Annotated in this window: 19 protein-coding genes and 1 tRNA gene; 7 read left to right on the forward strand and 13 right to left on the reverse strand. The window is 68.0% G+C overall.

The annotated features are described in order from the left end of the window. The first annotated feature begins 1 nt into the window (after nucleotide 1). Nucleotides 2-499 carry a CinA family protein gene (locus ACFOMD_RS13900; RefSeq protein WP_380862385.1) on the forward strand — a complete coding sequence of 166 codons (498 nt, stop codon included), beginning with the start codon at nucleotides 2-4 and terminating at the stop codon, nucleotides 497-499. On the opposite strand, the gene ACFOMD_RS13905 is transcribed toward ACFOMD_RS13900, so the two are convergent. Then, complete coding sequence (locus ACFOMD_RS13905; RefSeq protein ID WP_380862387.1) at nucleotides 454-921, reverse strand: type II toxin-antitoxin system RatA family toxin; 468 nt, start codon at nucleotides 919-921, stop codon at nucleotides 454-456. The genes ACFOMD_RS13900 and ACFOMD_RS13905 overlap by 46 nt on opposite strands. Nucleotides 922-1,065: 144 nt before the next feature. Then, a complete protein-coding gene (lipA, locus tag ACFOMD_RS13910; RefSeq protein WP_380862389.1) occupies nucleotides 1,066-1,971 on the reverse strand; it encodes a lipoyl synthase in 906 nt (301 codons plus the stop codon). A 140-nt stretch (nucleotides 1,972-2,111) separates the two neighbouring features. Between lipA and ACFOMD_RS13915 the strand changes: the two genes are divergently transcribed. The 3 genes from ACFOMD_RS13915 to ACFOMD_RS13925 all read left to right on the forward strand — a co-directional run bounded on the left by ACFOMD_RS13915 (nucleotide 2,112) and on the right by ACFOMD_RS13925 (nucleotide 4,998). Next, the gene (locus ACFOMD_RS13915) at nucleotides 2,112-2,753 is read left to right on the forward strand and encodes a carbonic anhydrase (protein WP_380862391.1); all 642 of its coding nucleotides are present in this window, start codon (nucleotides 2,112-2,114) and stop codon (nucleotides 2,751-2,753) included. A 46-nt stretch (nucleotides 2,754-2,799) separates the two neighbouring features. Then, the gene (locus ACFOMD_RS13920) at nucleotides 2,800-3,876 is read left to right on the forward strand and encodes a PA0069 family radical SAM protein (RefSeq protein WP_380862393.1); all 1,077 of its coding nucleotides are present in this window, start codon (nucleotides 2,800-2,802) and stop codon (nucleotides 3,874-3,876) included. Nucleotides 3,877-3,951: 75 nt separating this feature from the next. Beyond that, complete coding sequence (locus tag ACFOMD_RS13925) at nucleotides 3,952-4,998, forward strand: hypothetical protein (protein ID WP_380862395.1); 1,047 nt, start codon at nucleotides 3,952-3,954, stop codon at nucleotides 4,996-4,998. Here ACFOMD_RS13925 and ACFOMD_RS13930 read toward each other — a convergent pair. From ACFOMD_RS13930 to ACFOMD_RS13945, 4 genes are all read right to left on the reverse strand, one after another. After that, nucleotides 4,995-6,626 (reverse strand): 3-(methylthio)propionyl-CoA ligase, encoded by a 1,632-nt coding sequence (locus ACFOMD_RS13930; protein WP_380862397.1) that lies wholly within the window; start codon nucleotides 6,624-6,626, stop codon nucleotides 4,995-4,997. The two genes, ACFOMD_RS13925 and ACFOMD_RS13930, sit on opposite strands and share 4 nt — an antisense overlap. 75 nt (nucleotides 6,627-6,701) lie before the next feature. Then, the gene (locus ACFOMD_RS13935) at nucleotides 6,702-7,028 is read right to left on the reverse strand and encodes a hypothetical protein (protein ID WP_380862399.1); all 327 of its coding nucleotides are present in this window, start codon (nucleotides 7,026-7,028) and stop codon (nucleotides 6,702-6,704) included. Nucleotides 7,029-7,426: 398 nt separating this feature from the next. Then, complete coding sequence (locus tag ACFOMD_RS13940; RefSeq protein ID WP_380862401.1) at nucleotides 7,427-8,272, reverse strand: CDP-alcohol phosphatidyltransferase family protein; 846 nt, start codon at nucleotides 8,270-8,272, stop codon at nucleotides 7,427-7,429. After that, nucleotides 8,269-9,006 carry a phosphatidylserine decarboxylase gene (locus tag ACFOMD_RS13945; RefSeq protein WP_380862403.1) on the reverse strand — a complete coding sequence of 246 codons (738 nt, stop codon included), beginning with the start codon at nucleotides 9,004-9,006 and terminating at the stop codon, nucleotides 8,269-8,271. The genes ACFOMD_RS13940 and ACFOMD_RS13945 overlap by 4 nt, the downstream gene beginning before the upstream one ends. 85 nt (nucleotides 9,007-9,091) lie before the next feature. On the opposite strand from ACFOMD_RS13945, the gene ACFOMD_RS13950 reads away from it, so the two are divergent. The 3 genes from ACFOMD_RS13950 (at nucleotide 9,092) to ACFOMD_RS13960 (ending at nucleotide 12,805) form a co-directional block, all read left to right on the forward strand. Next, nucleotides 9,092-9,634 (forward strand): LOG family protein, encoded by a 543-nt coding sequence (locus ACFOMD_RS13950; RefSeq protein WP_380862405.1) that lies wholly within the window; start codon nucleotides 9,092-9,094, stop codon nucleotides 9,632-9,634. Nucleotides 9,635-9,712: 78 nt separating this feature from the next. Further along, the gene (locus ACFOMD_RS13955) at nucleotides 9,713-10,924 is read left to right on the forward strand and encodes an NADP-dependent isocitrate dehydrogenase (protein WP_380862407.1); all 1,212 of its coding nucleotides are present in this window, start codon (nucleotides 9,713-9,715) and stop codon (nucleotides 10,922-10,924) included. Between the two features lie 75 nt (nucleotides 10,925-10,999). Beyond that, entirely contained in the window at nucleotides 11,000-12,805 is a 1,806-nt protein-coding gene (locus ACFOMD_RS13960) for a cation:proton antiporter domain-containing protein (protein ID WP_380862409.1), read from the forward strand. A gap of 139 nt (nucleotides 12,806-12,944) precedes the next feature. Here the strand turns inward: ACFOMD_RS13960 and alaS are convergent, their stop codons facing one another. The 7 genes from alaS to ACFOMD_RS13995 all read right to left on the reverse strand — a co-directional run bounded on the left by alaS (nucleotide 12,945) and on the right by ACFOMD_RS13995 (nucleotide 23,688). Then, on the reverse strand, nucleotides 12,945-15,611 hold the full coding sequence (gene alaS, locus ACFOMD_RS13965) for an alanine--tRNA ligase (RefSeq protein WP_380862411.1): 2,667 nt from the start codon (nucleotides 15,609-15,611) through the stop codon (nucleotides 12,945-12,947). 50 nt (nucleotides 15,612-15,661) lie between these two features. Then, nucleotides 15,662-16,078: a hypothetical protein gene (locus tag ACFOMD_RS13970; RefSeq protein WP_380862413.1), complete on the reverse strand. Its 417-nt coding sequence runs from the start codon at nucleotides 16,076-16,078 to the stop codon at nucleotides 15,662-15,664. A gap of 59 nt (nucleotides 16,079-16,137) precedes the next feature. Then, the gene (locus ACFOMD_RS13975) at nucleotides 16,138-17,748 is read right to left on the reverse strand and encodes a ShlB/FhaC/HecB family hemolysin secretion/activation protein (RefSeq protein ID WP_380862415.1); all 1,611 of its coding nucleotides are present in this window, start codon (nucleotides 17,746-17,748) and stop codon (nucleotides 16,138-16,140) included. Between the two features lie 61 nt (nucleotides 17,749-17,809). Continuing rightward, on the reverse strand, nucleotides 17,810-19,243 hold the full coding sequence (locus ACFOMD_RS13980; RefSeq protein WP_380862417.1) for a hypothetical protein: 1,434 nt from the start codon (nucleotides 19,241-19,243) through the stop codon (nucleotides 17,810-17,812). 340 nt (nucleotides 19,244-19,583) lie between these two features. Next, complete coding sequence (locus ACFOMD_RS13985) at nucleotides 19,584-21,272, reverse strand: hypothetical protein (RefSeq protein WP_380862419.1); 1,689 nt, start codon at nucleotides 21,270-21,272, stop codon at nucleotides 19,584-19,586. A 158-nt stretch (nucleotides 21,273-21,430) separates the two neighbouring features. Next, nucleotides 21,431-21,507, reverse strand: a tRNA-Pro gene (locus ACFOMD_RS13990). Nucleotides 21,508-21,600: 93 nt separating this feature from the next. After that, nucleotides 21,601-23,688, reverse strand: coding sequence for a M13 family metallopeptidase (locus ACFOMD_RS13995; RefSeq protein WP_380862421.1), 2,088 nt, complete (start codon nucleotides 23,686-23,688; stop codon nucleotides 21,601-21,603). Between the last annotated feature and the right edge of the window lie 21 nt (nucleotides 23,689-23,709).

The following is a 23,709-nucleotide window of genomic DNA, read 5'->3' on the forward strand; positions in this document are numbered from 1 at the left end:
GATGATCGACGCGGATATCCTGAAGCTCGCCGAAGAGGTGCTGGCCGCCAATCGTGCCGCCGGCAAGACGATCGCGGTCGCCGAAAGCTGCACCGGCGGGCTGGTCGCGGGCGCGCTGACCGAGATCGCCGGCTCGTCCGACGTGTTCGACCGCGGCTTCGTCACCTATTCGAACGAGGCCAAGCACGAGATGCTCGGCGTCAGCCACGACATCATCGATACCTTCGGCGCCGTGTCGATCGCGGTGGCCTGGGCGATGGCGCAGGGCGCGCTGGCGAAGAGCAATGCCGATGTGGCGGTGGCGATCACCGGCATTGCCGGCCCCGGCGGCGGCACCGAGAAGAAGCCTGTCGGCACCGTGGTGTTCGCCCGCGCGCGGCGCGGCGCCGACCCCAAGGAGATCGTCGCCGACCAGCATCAGTTCGGTGACTTGGGTCGCAGCGCGGTGCGCGCTCAGGCGGTACGGATGGCGCTCGAACTGCTGATGCCGGCGCCGTAGAGCTGCTGCGCGCGCGTTTCGAAGGCGCCGATCATCTTCTTCAGCGCGTCCGCAAACACCGCGCCGGCCAGCGCCTCAAACACCCGCGAGCGGAACTCGAAATCGACGGTGAAGTGGACGAGCGTGCCGCCGTCGGGCGCGGGCTCGAACCGCCAGTCGTTGTAGAGCTGCTTCAACGGCCCTTCGAGATAATCGACATGCACATGGTGCGGCCGTTCGAGCAGCACCTTCGAGGTGAAGGTCTCGCGCAGCATCTTGAAGCCGACGACGAGGTCGGCGACCAGCTCGTCCTCGCTCTTCGAGCGCACGCGCGTACCGATCACCCAGGGCAGGAACTGCTGATATTTGCCCACGTCGGCGACGAGATCGAACATCTGCGCTGGCGTGTAGGGCAGATGGCGGGTCTCCGAATGGCGCGGCATCAGACCGGCCCCCACCCATCCGTCATCCCCGCGAAGGCGGGGACCCAGCACAAGCAGAAAGCGCCTGCGAAAGCAGGCAGCATCTTTGCATGGACTGGGTCCCCGCCTTCGCGGGGATGACGATAGGGAGCGGATCGCACCGCGTTACTTCACCTTCGCCATGCGCGCCGCGCGCAGCCGCTCGAAGTCGGCGCCGGCGTGATAGCTCGACCGGGTGAGCGGGCTCGACGCCACCAGCAGGAAGCCCTTTGCCTTCGCGATCGAGGCGTAGGCGCGGAAGGTGTCGGGCGTTACGAACTCCTCGACCTTCGCATGGCGCGGCGTCGGCTGCAGATACTGGCCGATGGTCAGAAAATCGATGTCTGCCGAGCGCATGTCGTCCATCACCTGATGGAGTTCCAGCCGCTGCTCGCCGAGACCCACCATCACGCCCGACTTGGTGAACACCGTCGGATCGAGCTTCTTCACCGTCTCGAGAAGGCGCAGCGAATGATAATAGCGCGCGCCGGGGCGGATGGTCGGATAGAGCCTCGGGACGGTTTCGAGATTGTGGTTGTAGACGTCGGGCCGCGCCTCGACGATCGCCCGCACCGCATCCTCCGCCTTGTTGCGGAAGTCGGGCGTCAGGATCTCGATGGTGGTTTTCGGCGCGCGGGCGCGCAGCTCGCGGATCACCTTCACGAACTGCGAGGCGCCGCCGTCGGGCAGGTCGTCGCGATCGACGCTGGTGATGACGATATGCTCGAGGCCCAGTTCGCCCGCCGCTTCGGCGACATGCACCGGCTCCAGCAGGTCCACCGCCTTCGGCATGCCGGTCTTGACGTTGCAGAAGGCGCAGGCGCGCGTGCAGGTGTCGCCGAGGATCATCACCGTCGCGTGCTTCTGCGTCCAGCACTCGCCGATGTTCGGGCAGGCCGCTTCCTCGCAGACGGTGTTGAGGTTCAGCCGCCGCATCAGCTTGCGGGTTTCGGCAAAGCCGGTGCTGGTCGGCGCGCGGACGCGCAGCCAGTCGGGCTTGCGGACGCGGATGGCGGGATCGCTCTCGGACATGGGGGCTAGATAGCGACGGTAACGTCCCCTGCCAACCGATGGCGGCGACTTGCCCATGCGGTGCGGACATGGCGGCGATGCACGGTGCGGTTGGCCGGTGAAGGCTTGCGCCGCGCGCAACAGCGGATTACCCCGCCGCCATGGCCGATTTCTCCTCGCTCCTCGACGGCTACCGCCGCTTCCGCACCACCAACTATCCGGCGCAGCGCGCGCGCTATGACGCGCTGGCCGGCGGGCAGGCGCCGAAGACGATGATCATCGCCTGCTCCGACAGCCGCGTCGATCCGGCGCTGATCTTCGACGTGTCGCCGGGCCAGGTGTTCGTGGTGCGCAACGTCGCCAATCTGGTGCCGCCCTACGAAACCGGCGGCGGTCGCCACGGCGTTTCCGCCGCGCTGGAATTCGCGGTGACGCAGCTCGAAGTCGAGGACATCGTGGTGATGGGCCACGGCGGCTGCGGCGGCGTCGCCGCCTCGCTGTCGCACCGCTTCGACGACGCCGGCGTCGGCGAAGGCTATTTCATCCGCCACTGGATCGACCTGCTCGACGACGCCCGCGACAGGATCGAGGCCGCCCACCAGCACGACCCGTCGCTCAACGCCCAGCGCGCACTGGAGCAGGACGCGGTGCGCGTCAGCCTTGCTAACCTACGCACCTTTCCCTGCATCCCGCCCCGCGAAGGCAAGGGCCGCCTGAGGCTGCACGGGGCGTACTTCGCCATCGGCGAAGGCGTGCTGCATGTGCTGGATGCCGAGACGGATAGGTTCGCACCCGCCGTCTAGCGGCGTTTGTTCTTGTTGTGTTCTCATGTCGCCGTAGAATGGCGGCATGGCGACTCCCCCACCCCTGCGCGGCCGCGGCGCGACGTTCAACGCGAAGTCGTCGCGGTTCGACGACACCGCGCGGGAGGATGATGGCGACTGGCTGGATGCGCGCGAGGACATCGACGGCGGGCCGCCGCCGCTTCGGACGACGGTGACGATCGAGAAACCGAAGACCATCGTCAGCTATCAGCGCTCGCCCGACATTCCCTTCGACCGCTCGATCAACGCCTATCGCGGCTGCGAGCATGGCTGCATCTACTGCTTCGCGCGGCCGACGCATGCCTTCCACAATCTGTCGCCGGGGCTCGATTTCGAGAGCAAGCTGTTCGCCAAGCCGTCGGCCGCCGACTTGCTGCGCGCCGAACTGATGAAGCGGACCTATGAATGCCGGCCGATCGCGATGGGCACCAATACCGATCCCTATCAACCGATCGAGCAGCGCTGGAAGATCACCCGGCAAATCCTTGAGGTACTGCAGGAATTCAACCACCCCTTCACCATCACGACCAAGTCGGCGCGGGTGACGCGCGATCTCGATATCCTCGCGCCGATGGCGGCGATGAACCTGGCCGCGGTGATGCTGTCGGTCACCTCGCTCGACCCGAAGATTGCCCGCACCTTGGAGCCGCGCGCTTCGGCGCCGCACCAGCGCATCCGCGCGATCAAGGCGCTCGCCGACGCCGGGGTGCCGGTGTTCGTGTCGATTTCGCCTGTCGTGCCGGCGATCACCGATCATGAGATCGAGGCGATCGTCGAGGCGGCCGCCGAAGCAGGGGCGCGCGGCGCCTTCTCGTTGATGGTGCGGCTGCCGCACGAGGTGGCGCCGATCTTCCGCGCCTGGCTCGACGAGCATTTCCCCGACCGCAAGGCGAAGGTGATGGCGCTGATCCGCGAGGCGCGCGGCGGCAAAGACAATGAGGGCCATTACTTCGCGCGGTTCCGGCCGCAGGGCGCCTATGCCGCCATGCTGCGGGCGCGCTTCGAGAAAGCCTGCCGGAAACATGGGCTTATCCATGATCGGATGACACTCGATACCAGCCGCTTCCGGCGCCCAGGGCCGGAGCAGCTCGGTCTGTTCTGAGCGCACCGCAACCTTTTCGCGGCAGCAATGGTTTCGGATTTCGAGGGTATGTTTTGCGTTGAGGGAGATAGGCCGGTGAACAGGCCGTTGCTCTGGTTGATCCTGCCGCTGCTGGCGGCCTGCGGAGGCGGCGGCTCGAATGAGGGCAGCAGCGGCACCCCGCCGATCGCCACGCCGAGCCCCGCGCCAGCCCCTGCCCCCGCTCCTGCGCCGGCGCCAGCCCCGACGCCGTCACCGACGCCCACGCCGACGCCCGGCGATTTCCTGTCGCGCGCCGCGGCGCTCTATGACGAGGCGCCCGACATCGCCGCCTGCCGCGCCGGCCGCATGAAGCCCGCCGTGACCGCGCAGGTGCTGGCGACGCTCAACGAGATCCGCCGCCTGCATCGCCTGCCCGCCGTCGGCTATTCGACCGCCGACGACAGCACGGTCATGGCCGCCTCGCTGGTGCTGTCCGCCAACGAGGCGCTGACCCACGAGCCGCCGCCCAGCTACCGCTGTTACACAACGGCGGCGCTCGCCGGCACGCGGTCGAGCAACCTCTATGGTGGCGCCTCGCCTTTCCTCGGCTTCGAGACCGACGACAATATCATGATCGCCTGGCTGACCGACGTGACCAACGCGGTCGCCGACAGCGTCGGGCACCGCCGCTGGCTGCTCGATCCGTTCCTCGGGACGGTCGCCTATGGCCGGGTCGCCGGGGCCTCGGCGGCGTCGGGGCGGGTCGATACCGCGTCGCTGCGGGTGTTCAACAGCAGCACGCCCTCGCCTGCGGTGACCAGCGGCCTGCCGCAGTTCGTCGCCTATCCCTATGAGGATTACCCGGCGCGCTTCTTCGATACCCGCGCGCTGCTGTCCTTCGGCGTCATCGTCAGCGCCACCAACCGCAACGCTAACGCCTCGGTCAACTATACCAATGCGACGGTGACGGTGCGGCCTCGCGGCGGCGACGCGCTCGCCATCTCGAACCTTCGCTTCGACAATCAGGGCTTCGGCTTGCCCAACAATATCCAATTCAACGCCGCCGGGCTGCAGCGCAACACCACCTACGACGTCACCATCGGCAACGTCGTGGTGAGCGGGTCACCGACCAGCTACAGCTATTATTTCCGTATCACCTAGGCCGCGGTCGGCAGCGTGTAGCCCTTGAACTGCTCGCGCAGCGCGGTCTTCTGGATCTTGCCGGTGGCGGTGTGCGGGATCGAGTCGACGAACACTACGTCGTCGGGCATCCACCATTTGGCGATCTTGTCCTTCAGATGAGCCAAAATCTCATCCTTCGAGACGCTTGCGCCGGGTTTCCTGATGATGATCAGAAGCGGACGCTCGTCCCACTTCGGGTGCGGCAGGCCAATGACCGCGGCCTCGGCGACGCCTTGGCAGCCGACCGCGGCGTTCTCCAGCTCGATCGAGCTGATCCATTCGCCGCCCGACTTGATGACGTCCTTCGACCGGTCGGTGATCTGCATGTAGCCGCGCGGATCGATGGTCGCGACGTCGCCGGTGTCGAACCAACCGTCGGCATCGAGCACCACGCCGCCGTCGCCCTTGAAATAGGTCTCGACGATCCACGGCCCGCGCACCATCAGCCGGCCGAACGCCTTTCCGTCGCGCGGCAGCTCGTTGCCGTCATCGTCCTTCAAGGTCATCTCGACGCCGAACAGCGCCCGGCCTTGCTTGCACTTCAAATCGAGCTGCTTCTCCGGCGTCTCGGCGAGCCCGCCGGCGCAGAGCATGCCGACCGAGCCGAGCGGCGACATCTCGGTCATGCCCCAGGCGTGGGCGACGGTGACGCCATGGTCGCGCTCGAACGCCTCGATCATGAAGCGCGGCGCCGCCGAGCCGCCGATGACGACGCGCTTCAGCTTGCCGAGCTTCTTACCCGTCGCCTCGAGGTAGGTGAGCATGCCGAGCCAGACGGTCGGCACCGCGGCGGTCAGGTTGACGCCCTCGTCGATGATCAGGCGATGCAAGGTCTCGGCATCGTTGTTCGGTCCACCCATCACGAACTTCGCGCCCGAGGCGGCCGCTGCATAGGGCAGGCCCCAGGCGTTGGCGTGGAACATCGGCACCACGGGCAGCACCACGGTGTTCGACGACATGGCGAAGGCATCGACCTGGCAGGCGGCGAAGGTGTGGAGCACGTTCGACCGGTGGGTGTAGAGCACGCCCTTCGGATTGCCGGTGGTGCCCGAGGTGTAGCAGAGGCCGGCCGGGGTGTTCTCGTCGAACTCGGGCCAGTCGTAGGCGCCGTCCTCGGCGGCGAGGAGATCCTCGTAGCAGAGCAGGTTGAGCGATGAGTTCGCGGGCATATGCGCGCGGTCGGTCATCAGGACATAGTGCTTGATGCTCTCGAAGCGCGGCGCCAGCTCCTCGACCAGCTTGAGGAAGGTCAGGTCGAAGAACAGGACCTGATCCTCGGCATGGTTGGCGATATAGGCGATCTGGTCCTGGAACAGCCGGGGGTTGATAGTGTGGGCGACCGCCCCCATGCCCGAGATGCCGTACCAGCATTCGATATGGCGCCAGGTGTTCCAGGCCAAGGTGGCGACGCGATCACCCGGCTTGATGCCAAGGCGGATCAGCGCCTGCGCGATCTTCTTCGACCGGCCGTGCAGCTCGAGCCAGTTCGTGCGGTGCAGCGGCCCTTCGACCGACTGCGTCACGATCTCGACGGTCGGATAGGCGCGCGCCGCATGGTCGATCAGCTTCGACACCACCAGCGGCCAACCCTGCATCGCACCCAGCATCGAAAACCTCCCCTTTGTCTGTTGGGGAGACGCTAGCGCAGCGGGCGCCGCGCGATCAATCCGCGCCGTACAGGTTCAGTCTGCGAAAGTCAGTTTGCCGCGCATCTTGCAATGGGTGCAGACGATGCGCTTGGTGCCCGACGACAGCCGGACGCGGCCGTTCTCGCGCAGCGGTCCCTGCCACACCGGCTCGACCACCGAGGTGGCGACGCCGATGTCGTCCTCGCACGTCCGGCATAGCCACATTTTCGGCGCCGGCGGCGCCTCGACCGGCCGGCCGCCGTCGATCACCGCGAAGCGGCCGGGCATCCGCACGACCTTTCCGCCGTTGGCAGCGACCGCCAGATCGAGCTCGGCTTCGGAAAGCGGCGGCGCGGCCCCCGCCGCACGCCCCGTCATCATTCGATCATTGTCTACGCAGTCCATGCTGGTCCCCCGACCCTGCTTGTCCTGATTGCGAGCTTAACCCGCCGGTCTTTCGCTGTCCTGAACCAAAATTACCTGCGGCCAACGGTTCGTCGATTCCGACGAGCCGAAAAGCCGTAACGGAGGCGATTTGACAGGAGAGAACAAATCATGAACATTGGAACTGTTGATTCGGGAGATGGTTCTCAACCCATCTCGCAGGGTTTGGTGGGAGGCTTGAATGGTTGAGGTCGTTTTCGGGTCGGTGGTAAGCATCGGCGTTACCTTGTTCGCGCTGTCGGCGATCGCCGGCGAATTCAAGGCGCGGTGGACGCAGATCGGCGCCGCGCTCGCTTTCGATGCGAACGCACAGGCCCTCTCCCAGCTTCAGAAGATCAGACCGACGGCGGCTCCGGCTCGGTCCTGGCCGGCGCCGGCTCGGATTGGGGCACGGATTGGCTTCCGGCCGCAGCCGCGCGCCGCTGCCGCTTGACCTTGCCGTAGGCGAGAACACTGAACGGGATCGACGCGGCATAGGCGACGATCGTCAGCGACAAGGTCATCCACGGCGCCGAGAACAGCGCGCCCGCATAGAGCGCGACGGCGAGCAGCGCGAAAATCCGCCACTCGCGACGGATGCGCACCTTCTTCCACGAATAGGTCGGCAGCGCCGACACCATCAGCAGCGCAGCGCCCGCGACGATCGCGCCGGTTACCACCGGCTGGCGGAAGAATTGCGTGTCGAGCCACAGGTCGAGCGCCATCGGGCTCAGCGCCAGGCCGGCACCCACCGGCGCGGGAACGCCGGTCAGGAAGCCGGCCTGCTTGTGCGGCCCGGCCTCGAGATCGATGCCGGTGTTGAAGCGCGCGAGGCGCAGCGCGGCACAGGCGGCCAGCGACAGTGCGATCAGCCAGCCGGCCCCCGGCAGATACTGCAGCGACCAGAGATAGAGGATCAGCGCCGGCGCGACGCCATGCGCGGTCAGGTCGGACAGCGAATCGAGCTCGGCACCGAAGCGGCTGGCGCCCTTCAGCAGTCGCGCGATCTGGCCGTCGATGCCGTCGAGCACGCCCGCCAGTACCACCGCGGCGATCGCCCGCTCCCAGTCGCCGGCAATGGCGAGGCGGACACCGGTGAGGCCGAAGCACAGCGCGGCGAGCGTGATCGCGTTGGGGATCATCGCCCGCATCGGCAGTGCGCGGCCAAGCCGCTGGCGGCGGGTGAGCACGTCGTCGGTCATTGCGAGATGCCGGCGGCGGCGTCGGTCTGGCCGAGGCGGCCGAGGATCGTCTCACCGGCGATGGCGCGCTGGCCGAGCGCCACCGTCGGCGCGGTGCCGGCCGGCAGGAACACGTCGACGCGGCTGCCGAAGCGGATGAGGCCGATACGCGCGCCGGCGGCGACGGTGTCGCCTTCCTTCACGAAGCGCATGATGCGGCGCGCGACCAGCCCGGCGATCTGGGTGAAGGCGATGCGGACGCCGTCGGCGTTCTCCACCACGAAATACTGCCGCTCATTGTCCTCGCTGGCCTTGTCGAGGTCGGCGTTGAGGAATTTGCCGGGGACATAGACCAGCTTGCGAACCGTGCCGGCGATCGGCGAGCGGTTGATATGGACGTCGAACACGCTCATGAAAATCGACACGCGGGTGTAGCTGCCGATGGCGAGCCCATTCTCGCCTGCCACCTGGCGCGGCGCCTCGACTTCGGCAATCTGGCAGACGAGACCGTCGGCGGGCGACACCACCAGCCCCGGCCCCTGCGGGGTCACACGGACGGGATCGCGGAAGAAGGCGGCCACCCACAGGGTGATTCCGGCCATCAGCCAGCCGAGGATATCCCAGTCCACCAGCCACCACAGCGCCGCGGTGATCGCAGCGGCGATGACGACGAACTTGATACCTTCGGGGTGCACCGACGGGGTGCGATATTTGACGGTCGGCGTGGTGACGCCCTGCGTTGCCAGTGAGCTCATGGCTCCATCATTAGACGGTTCGGTCACGGCCTGACAACGCACAGCGCCTTTCATGGTCGCATCGCCCGTGGCATGTCGGTTGGCCATGACCCGAATCCGCTCGCTCTGCCTGTTCTGCGGCTCGCGACCCGGCGCCGACCCCGCGCATGCCGAAACCGCCGACGCGCTCGGCCGCCTGCTCGCCGCCAACGGCATTACCCTCGTCTATGGCGGCGGCGCCGTCGGGCTGATGGGGATCGCCGCGCGCGCCGTGAAGAAGGCGGGCGGCAGCGTCGTCGGCGTCATTCCGCGTACGCTGATGCGCGACGAGATCGCGCAGCAGGGGCTCGACGAACTGATCGTCGTCGAAACGCTGCACGAGCGAAAGGCGCTGATGCACCTGCGCTCCGACGCCTTTCTCGCGCTGCCGGGCAGCATCGGCACCCTCGACGAGCTGTTCGAGGCGCTGACCTGGCGCGAGCTCTCCATCCACGGCAAGCCGATCTGGCTGCTCGGCGCCAACGGCTATTGGTCGCCGTTCATGGCGCTGCTCCGCCACCTCGACACGGAAGGTTTCGCGCCGGCGGACCTGTTCGACATCGTCGAGGAACTGCCCGGCCTGCCGGCGCTCGCAGAGCGATTGATATAAGGCCGCGCCGCCTCTAAACGACGCTCACATAGTTTCGATCGCGCTCCTCCCCAGGGCGCCAGCTCACAAGGGAAACCGATGGCGAAGATCAAGGTAGCGAAGCCGGTCGTCGAGCTCGACGGCGACGAGATGACCCGCATCATCTGGCAGTGGATCCGCGAGAAGCTGATCCTGCCCTACCTCGACGTCGATCTTCATTATTACGACCTCAGCATCGAGAACCGCGACGCGACCGACGACAAGGTCACCGTGCAGGCGGCGAACGCCATCAAGGAGCATGGCGTCGGCGTGAAATGCGCGACGATCACCCCCGACGAGCAGCGCGTCGAGGAGTTCAACCTCAAGAAGATGTGGAAGTCGCCGAACGGCACGATCCGCAACATCCTCGGCGGCGTCGTCTTCCGCGAGCCGATCGTCATCAAGTCGGTGCCGCGCCTCGTGCCGGGCTGGACCGACCCGATCGTCATCGGCCGCCATGCCTTCGGCGACCAGTACAAGGCGACCGACTTCCTGATCCCCGGCGCCGGCAAGCTGACCATCAAATGGGTCGGCGAGAATGGCGAGACGATCGAGCATGAAGTTTTCGACTTCCCGTCGTCCGGCGTCGCCATGGCGATGTACAACCTCGACGATTCGATCCGCGACTTCGCGCGCGCCAGCTTCAACTATGGCGTCGCCCGCAAATGGCCGGTCTATCTGTCGACCAAGAACACGATCCTCAAGGCCTATGACGGCCGCTTCAAGGATCTGTTCCAGGAAGTTTTCGACAAGGAATTCAAGACGCAGTTCGACAAGCTTGGCATCGTCTACGAACATCGCCTGATCGACGACATGGTCGCCTCGGCGCTGAAGTGGTCGGGCAATTTCATCTGGGCCTGCAAGAACTATGACGGCGATGTGCAGTCGGACACGGTCGCGCAGGGTTTCGGCTCGCTCGGCCTGATGACCTCGGTGCTGCTCACCCCGGACGGCAAGACCGTCGAGGCGGAAGCGGCGCACGGCACCGTCACCCGCCACTACCGCATGCACCAGCAGGGCAAGCCGACCTCGACCAACCCGATCGCCTCGATCTTCGCCTGGACCGGCGGCCTGAAGCATCGCGGCAAGGTCGACGGTACGCCGGAGGTGACCAAGTTCGCCGAAACGCTCGAGCGCGTCTGCGTCGAGACCGTGGAGGCTGGCCACATGACCAAGGATCTGGCGATCCTGATCGGCCCGGATCAGGCGTGGATGACCACCGAGCAGTTCTTCGACAAGATCGTCGAGAACCTCGACGCCGCGATGGACTGATAAAATCCCACAATTTTCGTAAGGATTAGGCGTCGGCCCTGCTGACGCCTTTTTCTTTGCGTGTAGAGTGGCCCGATGGCCGTCGATATCCACCCTACCTCCGCCATCAGCGACGCGATCGTTATCCTCGGCGCCGTGGGGCTGGTGATCCCCGCCTTCGCGGCGGTGCGGATCAGCCCGGTGGTGGGGTTCATCCTGATCGGCATGCTGGTCGGGCCCTACGGCCTCGGCGGCCTCGGCGACGAAACCTCGCTGCTCCGCTGGATCACCATCTCCAATCCCGAGACGGTCAGCACCTATGGCGAGATCGGCATCGTGCTGCTGATGTTCGCCATCGGCCTCGAGCTGTCGTTTGACCGCTTGCGGGTGATGCGGCGGCTGGTGTTCGGCCTCGGCACCGCGCAGGTGCTGATCAGCGGCGCGGTGATCGCGGGCGGCCTTGCCATCGCCACCGGCATGGGCGGCGCCACCGCGCTGGTGATCGGCGCCGCGCTCGCCCTTTCCTCCACCGCGATCGTGCTGCCGATGCTCACCGCCGAGCAGGCGCTGGTCACCTGGGCGGGGCGCGCCTCGCTCGGCATCCTGCTGCTGCAGGACCTCGCGCTGATCCCGCTGCTGTTCGCGATCTCGGTCGTCGGCGGCACCGAGACCTTCGACGCCGCCGACCTCGCGGCGCTGGCCGCCAAGGGAGCCGCCGCCATCGCGCTGCTGCTGCTCGCCGGCCGGCTGTTGTTGCGCCCCGCCCTCGCCCGCGCCGCGCGGACGCGCAGCCCGGAAATGTTCATGGCGGCGTCGCTGCTGATCGTCATCGCGGCGAGCGCGCTGACCGCCGCCGCGGGCCTGTCGCTGGTGGTCGGCGCGCTGCTCGCCGGGCTGATCATCGCCGACACCGAGTTCCGTCAGCAGGTCGAGGTGACCATCGAGCCGTTCAAGGGCCTGTTGCTCGGTGTGTTTCTCATCTCGATCGGCATGGGGCTCAACCTCGAACGGCTGGCCGAGGCGCCGATCGGATTCGTTGCCGGCGCGGCGCTGCTCGTCGCGGTGAAGGCGCTGATCGTGTTCCCGCTGCTGCGCGGCTTTATCGGCAACCATGCCGGCCTCGCGCGCGTGTCGCTGCTGCTCGGCCCCGGCGGCGAGATGAGCCTGATCATCCTGTCGGCCGCCGCCGCCGCGCGGATGCTGAGTCCCACGGTCGCCGCCGACGCGCAGCTGGTCACCGCGCTCGCCATGACCACCCTGCCGCTGTTGTCGCGGCTCGGGACCTTGGTCGAGGACCGGCGCAAGCGCGAGCTGACGCATCTGTTGCCGCCCGCCGCCGAAGCGGAAGCGCCGCGCGTCGTCGTCATCGGCTTCGGCCGCGTCGGCCGGCTGGTCGCCGACATGCTGGAGCGGCACAGCATTCCCTATCTGGCGGTCGACAGCGACGTCGACGAGATCGCCCGGTCGCGCGCCAAGGGGCGCTCGGTCTGCTACGGGGACGCCAACAACCTCGATCTGGTCAACCGGCTCGAACTGGGCCTTGCCCGCGCGCTGGTGGTGACGATGGACGAGCCGCGCACCGTGGCGCGCATCGTCAAGGCGGCGCGCGCCGACCATCCCGACCTGCAGATCATCGCCCGTGCCCGCGACGCGCGCCACGCGGCGGAACTCTACCGCCTTGGCGTCACCGACGCGGTGCCGGAGACGGTCGAGGCCAGCCTGCAACTCTCGGAAGCCGTGCTGGTCGACATCGGTGTGCCGATGGGTCCGGTGATTGCCTCGATCCACGAAAAGCGCGCCGACCTGCGCGAGCAGATCCAGGCGCTGGTGCCGGGGCTCGAGGCGCCGCCGACCTTGGGCCGGCGGACGCTGCGGGAAGCGAAGCCGAAGCCGGGGCTTTAGCTGGTCGCCAGTCCCGGTTTTCCACAACTGTCATCCCCGCGAAGGCGGGGACCCACCCTGACACAGCCACCTGCGCTCGAAAGTGGGTCCCCGCGTTCGCGGGGATGACAGTGAAGGAAGAGGCGTGGTGGCTAACAGCTCAGGCCGCGATCGCTGCGCTCTCCAGCGCCGCTTTCACCGCCGCCACGGCCTCGGCCGCCTTCGATCCGTCGGGACCGCCGGCCTGCGCCATGTCGGGGCGGCCACCGCCGCCCTGCCCGCCGAGCGCGGTGGCGGCGACCTTGACGAGGTCCACGGCTGAGAAGCGCGCGGTCAGGTCGTCGGTGACGCCGACCGAGACGCCGGCGCGGCCTTCGTTGACGGCGATCATCACCGCCACGCCGCTGCCGAGCTTCTTCTTCGCCTCGTCGACGAGGCCGCGGAGATTCTTGGCGTCGAGGCCGTCGATGACCTGACCGATGAAGCCGACGCCGGCCACCTGCTCGGTCGCCGAGGCTTCCTCGCTGGCGCCGCGCCCGCCACCCAGCGCCAGCTGGCGTTTGGCGTCGGCGAGTTCGCGCTCCAGCCGGCGGCGATCCTCGACCAGCGCGGCGACGCGCGCCGCCACTTCGTCGGGGCGTGCCTTCAGCGTGGCGGCGGCGGCCTTCAGCCGCTCTTCCTGCTCGGTGAGGTAGCTGCGCGCCGCCTCGCCGGTCAGCGCCTCGATACGGCGGACGCCGGCCGACACGGCGGATTCGGCGATGATCTTGAACAGGCCGATGTCGCCGAGCGCCGTGACATGGGTGCCGCCGCACAGCTCGACCGAATAGCTCCGCTCGTCGCCGAGACCCATCGACAGCACGCGAACCTCGTCGCCGTACTTTTCGCCGAACAGCGCCATTGCACCCTCGGCGATCGCCTCGTCGGGCGTCATCAGGCGGGTGTTGACCGCATTGTTCTCGCGGATATGCGCGTTCACCTCGGCCTCGACCGTGGTGATTTCCTCCGCCGACATCGCCTTCGGATGGCTGAAGTCGAAGCGCAGGCGGTCGGCGGCGACCAGCGAACCCTTCTGGGTGACATGCGCGCCGAGATGCTTGCGCAGCGCGGCGTGCAGCAGGTGCGTCGCCGAATGGTTGGCGCGGGTGCGGGTGCGGCGGTCAGCATCGACCTGCAGCTTGACCGCGTCGCCCACCTTCAACTCGCCGCTCTCGATCGTCGCCCGGTGCGCATGCAGTTTGCCGAGCGGCTTCGACGTATCCTCAACGACGGCCCGCAAGCCATTGTCGCCGCTGATGATACCCGCGTCGCCGGCCTGGCCGCCACTCTCGCCGTAGAAGGGCGTCTGGTTGGTGACGATCGCCACTGTCTCGCCGGCCTTGGCGCTGTCGATGGCCTTGCCGTCCTTGACCAGCGCCACGACGACACCCTCGCCGTCATGGCCGGTATAGCCGATGAACTCGCTGGCACCGTTAACTTCGGCGATGTCGAACCAGACGGTCGCGTCCTTCGCCTCGCCCGATCCGGTCCAGGCGGCGCGCGCGGCGCGTTTCTGCTCGGCCATGGCGGCGTCGAAGCCGGCGCGGTCGACGAGCAGATTCTGCGCCCGCAGCGCGTCCTCGGTCAGGTCGTAAGGGAAGCCGAAGGTGTCGTAGAGCTTGAACGCCACGTCGCCGGCGAGCGTATCGCCGCTTTTAAGCGAGCCCGTCGCCTCGTCGAGCAGGCGCAGGCCGTTCTGCAGGGTCTGACGGAAGCGCGTCTCCTCGAGCTTCAGCGTTTCCTCGATCAGCGGCTGCGCGCGCACCAGTTCCGGGTACGCCGCGCCCATCTGGCCGATCAACGCCGGCACCAGCCGGTGCATCAGCGGCTCCTTGGCGCCGATCAGATGCGCGTGGCGCATGGCGCGGCGCATGATGCGGCGGAGCACATAGCCGCGGCCCTCACTTGCCGGCAGCACGCCGTCGGCAACGAGGAAGCCCGCGGCGCGCAAATGATCGGCGATGACGCGGTGCGATGCCTTGAACGACCCTTGCGTGTCGGTGCTGGTCAGCTCGCCGCTCGCCTGGATCAGCGTCTTGAAGGTGTCGGTGTCGTAATTGTCATGCGTGCCCTGCAGCACCGCGGCGACGCGCTCGAGGCCGGCGCCGGTATCGATCGACGGCTTGGGCAAGTCGACGCGGGTCGCCGGGTCGATCTGCTCATATTGCATGAACACGAGGTTCCAGATCTCGACGAAGCGGTCGCCGTCTTCGTTCGGCGATCCCGGCGGGCCGCCCGGGATGTGGTCGCCGTGATCGTAGAAGATCTCGGAACAAGGCCCACAGGGGCCGGTGTCGCCCATCGACCAGAAATTATCCGAGGTCGGGATGCGGATGATCCGGCTGTCGGGCAGCCCGGCGATGCGCTTCCACAGATCGAAAGCTTCGTCGTCGGTGTGATAGACGGTCACCGTCAGCCGGTTGGGATCGACGCCCCACTCCTTGGTGACGAGGCCCCATGCCAGCTCGATCGCGCGTTCCTTGAAATAGTCGCCGAACGAGAAATTCCCGAGCATTTCGAAGAACGTATGGTGGCGCGCGGTGTAGCCGACATTGTCGAGGTCGTTGTGCTTGCCGCCGGCGCGAACGCACTTCTGCGACGAGGTCGCCGTCGAATAGGGGCGCGTTTCGAGGCCGGTGAACACGTTCTTGAACGGCACCATGCCCGCGTTAACGAACATCAGGGTCGGGTCGTTCTGCGGCACCAGCGGTGCCGACGGCACGATCGAGTGGCCGGCCGAGCCGAAATAATCGAGGAATGAGCGACGGATGTCGTTGGTCGATGTCATAGCCGGGATGACTTAGGCGACGCGCGCGCCCGTGAAAAGGCCGCGCGTCGTCAGGGCGTGAGGCTGAGCGGCAACTGTTGTGTCCGTGCCGCGCGGCGCACCGGGCGCCGCAAAGGCTTGGCGGGTGGTGGCGTAGCCGCGCCGACCGCCAGTTCGAACTGCCCGTCCCCGTTCATCGGCGGCAACGGCGGCGGGCGACGGAACACGACGATCTTCGGCGGCGGCGCCTCCCCGCCCCGGCGCCAACGGTCCAGATATTTGCGGGCGTCGCGCAGCGGATCGCCGCTGGCGGGCGCGACGCCGGCGTCGGCTGCGCCGTCGAACGGGCCGACCCACACGCCGCCGCGCGCCACGCGGAAATACCAGCCGGCGGGATTGAGCGGCGGCACCGCATCGTCGGCGCACCACAGCTCGCCCTCGTCGAACGAAGCGATCTCGCGCTCGCGCTGCCTGCCGACCGCCGTCACGCCGACTCCCTTGCCACCTCGCGCCTATAGACGATGTTCTCGTCTTGTTCGCAAGATGATCAGAGCGACAATTGCCAGCTCACCGCCACGCGCCAGCTGTCGCCGGTGCGGGCGAACGGCTCTTCGAGCGCATAGGCGCCCTCGACACCGACCCATGACTTGCCGCCGAGCACCGCGCGGACGCCGAGGCCGGCCGAGGCCAGTTCCCAGTCCTGCTGCGCGATGAGCAGCGGGCGCTCGCGATAGCGGGCGAGACCGCCGTCGATGAAGCTGTAGACCTCCGAGCCCTTGAGGAAGCCCGGCATGCCACCCGGTCGCCAACCGAGTTCGGCCGAACCGGCGATGCCGCGGTCGCCCGTCACGATCGCACTTTCGAAGGCGCGGCCGAACTCGCCGCCGAGCGTGAACTGCTCGACGCTGGGCAGATTGTCGCCGCTGTACTGGCCGGCGGCGCGCAGACGCAGCGCGATGCTGTCGGACAGCGCCTGGTCGAACTGGGCGCGGACGTTGATCTTGGTGAACTCGGTCTCGCCGAGCAGGCTGTCGCGGGCGTCGAGGATGTCGAGCCCGCGACTCGCGGTGACGCTGCCGCCCATCGTGCGCTTCGCCGAACCTTCCACCGCGGCGATCGAGGCGCGCAGCGCGCGGCTGTGCTCGCTGGAGAAGGTCTGGCCGAACACCGCGTTGTCGCTGTTCACGCCGTCGAGCGAGCCGATCAGGGTGACGTTGCGCGTGTAGCCGCGGACCAGCGGGTAGCTGAGCTGCAGGCTGGCGGTGCGCGCGTCGCCGTTGATCGGCGGGCTCTTGGGGCGGGTGCGAAGGTAGCCGAAGCTGCCCTGCGCGCGCATCCCCTCGCTGCCGAGCGGCGTCGAATGGGTGATCGAGGCGTAGCGGTATTTCTCGAAATCGCTCGCCGACGAAGCGTAGAGCTGCGTCTGGTCGCCCTCGCGCAGCGCGCCGTTGGCGGTGAGCGTCGCGCCGAACTGCACCCGGCCCAATCGCGCGGTGCCGCGGTTGTCGAGCGACGTGGTGAAGGTGAGCGGCTTTTCCTTGAGGTCGAGGGCGAGATTGACGGCGCCCGGACGCCCGGCGCGCAGCAGCTCGGCCCCGACGGTGAGGCCGGGTATGTCCCGCATCAGCGACATATAGCGTTCCAGCGTCGCCTTCAGTAGCGGCTTTTCGCCCTTCAGCTTGTTGGCGTAGCGGCGGACCAGCTTGTGGTCCCCTTCCCCCTTTATCGTCACGTCGGCGATATAGCCTTCGGAAACGACGAGGCGGACGACGCCCTGCGACATGTCCTGCTGCGGGACATAGACGGTGTAGAGCGCGACGACCGAGTCCGCGTAGACGGCGGCGACCGCGTCGCCGAGCTGCTTCAGCAGCGCCGGGGTGACCGGCTGGCCGATGAACTTCTGGGTCGCGCCGCCGATGGCGTTGCGATCGACCGAGGCGCCTTCGACGCGCACCTGCTGCAAGGCGACGCCGGTGGCGTCGGCACTGGATTCGGTTTCGACCTGGCCGCGGTCGACGGGCGGCGTGGTCGGAGCCGGGGTCGGCAGCGGCGCCCGGTCGGGACGGTTTCGATCGATGATCAGCGGCCCGGTCTGGGCGAACGCCGCGTGAGAAAATCCGATGAGGCCCAGGACAAGGGCGCGGCGCGCGTTGATCATTCAGCTTCCTGTCGTGATGGATGGGGCGGAGGCCCCGCGAACGAAGCCTCCGCCACCGGGACTAGTTGTTAGGGCCGCCGAGCAGATTGCCGACCTTCGCGTCGAGCAGCTTGCCGTTGGTGCCGACGCCGACGCCGACAGCCGCAGGCGTGCTGCTGTTGCCGAGGAGCTGCGTGCCTCCGACGTTGACGTTGGCGATGCCGCCCAGCGCATTGCCGAGCGCCGAGGTTGCCGAGGCCGCCGGGGCGGTGACCGGCGCGATCGCGGCCGGTGCCGGGACGCCGACGCTCACCAGCTCGCCGCCCGAGGCCACGCCAACCGTGGCAAGGCTGCCGGCGGGCGTGGTCGGGGCGAGCGCACCGACACCGACCAGCGGCGCCGCGCCGCCGTTGACGACCGTGGTATTGCCGACGCCGACCGTGGCGAGACCGGCGGTCGCGCCATTGGCGCTCGGCACTGTCGCCGTGACCAGCGACCCGCCCGAGGCGACGCCGACCGTGGCGACGCTGCCCTGCGGCGTCGTCGGCGACAGGGCGCTGACCGCGATCGCCGGGGTGGTACCCGCGGCCCCGCCGATCACGTTGCCGCCGCCGACGTTGACGTTAGCGACTTCGCCGAGCGAGACGGCGCCGGCGCCCGAGCCGACCGTGGCATCGATCAGCGAGCCGCCCGAGGCAACGCCCACCGAGGCGAGGCTGCCGGCCGGTGTCGCCGGCGACAGGGCACCAACGCCGACGAGCGGCGTGTCGCCCGCCTGGCCGGAGCCGACCAGCGTCGTTCCGGCGACGTTGACGTTGGCGACCGCGTTGGTCAGCCCGTCACCGACACCGGCGACCGTGTCGACGACACCGCCCGCGACCGGCAGGCCGCCGAGGCCGTTGTTCTGAAGACTGCCGCCGACCGTCGTGACCGTGTTGCCGACGGTCTCGACGAGGCCCGCGGCCGGGGTGCCGGACGTGGCGCCCGCCACATCGAGCAGCGCGTTGCCGGTGGTGACGAGCACGCCGCCCGCCACATTGCCGGTCGCATTACTGACGCGGTCGATCAGGCCGGTGCCAACGACCACGGTGCCGGTGCCGCCGCCACCGTTGTTACCGCCGCCGTTGTTACCCCCGCCGTTGTTGCCGCCGCCGTTGTTGCCGCCGCCGTTGTTACCACTGCCATTGTTACCACCGGTCCCGCCGGAACCGCCGCCGGCGCCGTCACCGCCGGAGCCGCTGCCCGAGCCGCCGCCCGAACCATCGCCTCCACTGCCCGAACCCGAACCGGTCTGGCCGCCGCCCGAACCGGCGCCGCCCGAGCCGTCGTTCGCGCCGTTGCCGGACGAACCACCGGAGCCATCCGACCCGGCGCCGCTCGATCCATCGGAACCGCTGCCGCCCGAGCCGTCGCTGGAGCCATCGCCATTACCGCCGCTGTCGCCGGCCGGGCCGCGCCCGGAATCGAGGCCGAAGCGGCTGGAACTGTCACAGGCCGCGACGGCGAGCAACGCCACGATCGAGGCCGTGCGAAGTAGTTTCGAAGCAACTGAATACTCTGACATCTCAACCTCCTGGTACCTCCGGCAGGAGCGCCGGAGGGGCGAAATACTGGGCTGCAAAATCAGATACTTCTCAGCGTTTCTTTGGTTGTAGGTGTGTCCGGAACGGAGCAAGAAGTTCGGCCGCGCCCGAGAGCCGGCGCCGAACGGCCGCTCGCTCCATTTCGGAGAGAAACCGGTTCACCCGCCGTTGCGAGGCGCGGAGCATCGCCGGCGTGAACAAGCATAAGCGCTTCATGAACGGCGGAATTCGCGTGGGTGGCGGAGGCCGGCGAACCGGCCCCCGCCCCCCGCCTCAGTTCTTGCGACCGAACAGCCCGCTGATGCCCTGCGCGACGCCCTGCGTCGGCGAAGACGTCGGGCTGGTCGCGCCGGTCAGGCCGCCGAGCACGCCGGTGACGGTGCCATTCACCGCGCCGACCGTGCTGCCGACGACGCTATTGACGGTGCCGACGACAGCCGCCGTCGTCCCGTTGAGCGCGCCGGCCGTACCGCCGACGCCGCCATTGACGACGCCGCTCACCGCCGCGCCCGCATCGGGCAGCACCGAGGCGGCCGGGGCTGCAGGGGTGACGCCGGGAACGTCGACGCTGAGGATGTTGCCGCCCGACAGCGCGCCGACCGAGGCGACGCTGCCGTCTGGAACCGACGGCGACAGCACACCGATGCCGATCGCCGCCGGCTGGCTGCCGATGACGTTGGCGTTACCGACGTTCAGGTCGACGACGCTGACGGCCGGCGCCGACGGCGGCGCGACCGAAACGTCAATGACCGAACCGCCGCTGGCGATACCGACCGCCGCGACCGAACCCGACGGGGTGGACGGCGACAGGATACCGACGCCGATGGCCGGGGTGGCGCTGCCGCTGCCGACGACGCTGTTGCCGCCGACCGAGACATTGGCGATGCCGACATTGCCGGTCGGGGTGGCGACGCTGGCATCGATTAGCGCGCCGCCCGAGGTGACGCCGACCGAGGCGACTGAACCGGTCGGGGTGGTCGGCGACAGGATCCCGACGCCGAGCGCCGGAGTCGCGCCGGCGCTGCCGACGACGGTGGCGCCAGCGACGCTGACATTGGCGATGCCGACATTGCCGGTCGGGGTGACGATGCTGACATCGACCAGCGCATCGCCCGAGGCGATGCCGACCGAGGCGACGCTGCCGGTCGGGGTGGTCGGCGCGAGCACGCCGACGCCGATCCCCGAGCTGGCGTCCAGCTGGCCCGAACCGACGACGGTAGCGCCGCCGACGTTGACGTTCGCCAGCGCATTGGTGAGGCCGTCGCCGACCGCGGTGACGCTGTCGACGACACCGCCGACCAGCGGCAGGCCGCCGAGGCCGTCGTTCTGAAGATTGCCGCCGAGGCCAGCGACGGGGGTGCCGACGCCCGCGACGGTGTTGACTACCGTGCTGACAAGGCCGCTCGCCGGGGTGTCAGGCAAGGTCGGCAGCGCCGCCGCGACATCGAGCACCGCGTTGCCGACGGTGACGAGCGCCGGGCCGGCGATGCCACCCGCTGCGCCGCTCACCCGGTCGAGCAGGCCGTTGCCGCCGACGATGACTGTGCCGCCACCATTGTTGCCGCCGCCATTGCCGGGACCGCCGATGCCCGGGCCGCCCGTGCCCGGAATGCTGGTGCCAGGGCCGCCCGTGCCTGGAAGGCCCGTGCCGGGCCCTGTGCCGCCGTTGCCGCCGCCGAGACCGCCGCCGGCGACCGTGACGATATCGTCGCCGTCCGCACCGGTGCCGGCGCCGCCCGACGAGCCGCCCGAACCGGCGGCATCGGCCATGCCCGAGCCCGAGCCGCTGCTCGACCCGTTGCCGTCAGCTTCCCGGCTGTCGCCATCATGATTGTTGCCGGAATCTTCGGCGGTCGCTCCGCGGCCGGCATCGAGGCCGAAGCGGGCGGAGCTGTCGCAGGCTGCCACGGTGAGCAGCGCGACGATCGAAACAGAACGCAACAAGGTAACCGACTTATACATACGCAACCTCCCTGACCCGCGAACAAAACGGGCGAATACACTGGGTTGCGGCCAGCCATCGACATCATTGGTAAGTTTCAGATTAAGCTTGGACCGGAATGGACCGGATAGCGGCGCGCGCTCTCAGGGGCGGCGGCAATATCCATTTCGGAAAGGAGTGGTCGGGGAGACAGGATTCGAACCTGCGACCCTCTGGTCCCAAACCAGATGCGCTACCAGGCTGCGCCACTCCCCGACGGCGCTCAGGTAAGCGCGCACGGCGCAGTCGTCAAATGAAAGGGGCCGGTGGAGTGATCCGCCGGCCCGCCTTCTAGCTTTTGGCCCGTTCTTACCAGACCTTCACCCGCTTGTCGGGGGCGAGGTAATATTTGCCGCCCGGCTTCACGTCGAACGCAGTGTACCAGGCGTCGAAGTTGCGCACGACGTAGGGGCGGAAGTGGCCCGGGGTGTGCGGATCGGTGGCGATATACTGGACCAGCAGCGGGTCGCGGTACTTGTTGCGCCACACCTGCGCGAAGCCGAGGAAGAAACGCTGGTCGCCGGTGAAGCCGTCGAGCACCGGTGCCGGCTGGCCGCCGAGCGACTTGTGGTAGGCATTGAGCGCGATGGTGAGGCCGGCGAGATCGCCGATGTTCTCGCCGAGCGTCAGCTCGCCGTTGACCTTGTTGCCCGGCAGCGGCTCATAGGCGTTGTACTGCGCCACCACCTGGTCGGTGTAGGCCTTGAAGCGGGTGACGTCGCCCGGCGTCCACCAGTCGGTCAGGCGGCCGTCCTTGTCGTACTTGCGGCCCTGATCGTCGAAATGGTGGCTGATCTCATGGCCGATCACCATGCCGATGCCACCGTAGTTGATCGCCGGGTCGGCGTTCGGATCGAAGAACGGCGGCTGCAGGATGGCGGCCGGGAACACGATCTCGTTCATCGTCGGGTTGGCGTAGGCATTGACCGTCATCGGGGTCATGAACCACTCGCCGCGGTCGACCGGCTGGCCGATCTTGGCGAGGTTGCGGTTATATTCGAAGGTGTTGGCGCGCTCGGCATTGCCATAGGCATCGCCGCGCACGACCTGCAGCGCGCTATAGTCGCGCCACTTGTCGGGGTAGCCGATCTTCGGCGTGAAGCTGGCGAGCTTGGCGCGTGCCTTCACCCGCGTTTCGGGCGCCATCCATTCCAGATTGGCGAGCCGCTCGTCCATCGCCGCGATTATGTTCTTTACGAGCTCATCCATCTTGGCTTTTGATTCCGCCGGGAAATATTTCTCGACGTAGAGCTTTCCGACCGCTTCCCCCATCGCGTTGTTGACGCCGTTGACGCCCCGCTTCCAGCGCGGCTGGTTCTCGGGCTGGCCCGACAGCACGGTGCCGTTGAACGCGAAGTTCTCGTCGACGAACGCCTTCGACAGCATCGGCGCCGCATCCTTGGCGGTGTGCAAGGTCGCCCAGTCCTTGAGCGTGGTCAGCGGTGTCGAGGCGAACACCTTCGCCATGCCGGTAAAGGCGGTCGGCTGGCTGACGATGAACGCGTCCTGGTTCGCGAAGCCGGCGGCATCGAGATAGGCGGTCCAGTCGAAGCCCGGCGCCTTCCGCGCGAAGTCGGCCTTCGCCCATTTATTGTAGGTCTTGTCGTCGTCGCGGCTCTCGACGCGCGACCAGTGCACGCGGGCGAGCTGGCGCTCGAACTCATAGATGTTCTTCGCCTTCGCCGCCGCGCGCGCGGCCGGCACGCCGGTCAGCTGCAGCATCTTCGCGGCATGCTCGAGGTACTTGGCGCGCGTCTCGACATATTTCGGGTTGTTGACGAGATAATAGTCGCGGTCGGGGAGCCCGAGGCCCGCCTGCAGGAAGTAGGGAATGTAGGTGTCCGGCGCCTTGGCGTCCTGGTTCACGTAGAAGGGGAACAGGCCGGGGCCGAAGCCCTTCAGCGAGTTACCGAGCGCGCGGGCGAAGGCCGCCTTGGTCTTGGCGTTCTGGAACGGCGCGAGGTCGGTCTGCAGCGGGGCTGCGCCCTTCGCCTCGACCGCCGCCTCGTCCATGAAGCTGGCGAAATAGTCGCCGACCTTCTGCGCTTCGGTGCCCGCCGCGGCGTTCGACGCCGCCGACGCCTCGATGATCTCGCGCGTGCGCTCGCGCGACAGGTCGTCGAGCTTGACGAACATGCCGTAGGACGAGCGATCCGCCGGAATCTCGAGGTTCTTGATGTAGGTGCCGTTGGCGAATTCGACGAAATCGTCGCCCGGCGTCACCGCGCGGTTCATGCCGGCGATATCGAGGCCAAAGCTGCCGATCTCGGCCTTCGGCGCGGGCGCAGCGGGTTCGGCGGCAGGCGCCGGCGCGGCGGCGGGCGCCTCGGCCTTCTGCGGCGGCGTGCAGGCGGTCAGCGCCAGCACCGCGGTCGACAACAGCATGATACGCTTCATACGACTCCACTCCCCGGGATT

Origin of the sequence: Sphingoaurantiacus capsulatus, from assembly GCF_042648405.1 — a bacterium.
Taxonomy (GTDB): domain Bacteria; phylum Pseudomonadota; class Alphaproteobacteria; order Sphingomonadales; family Sphingomonadaceae; genus Sphingoaurantiacus; species Sphingoaurantiacus capsulatus.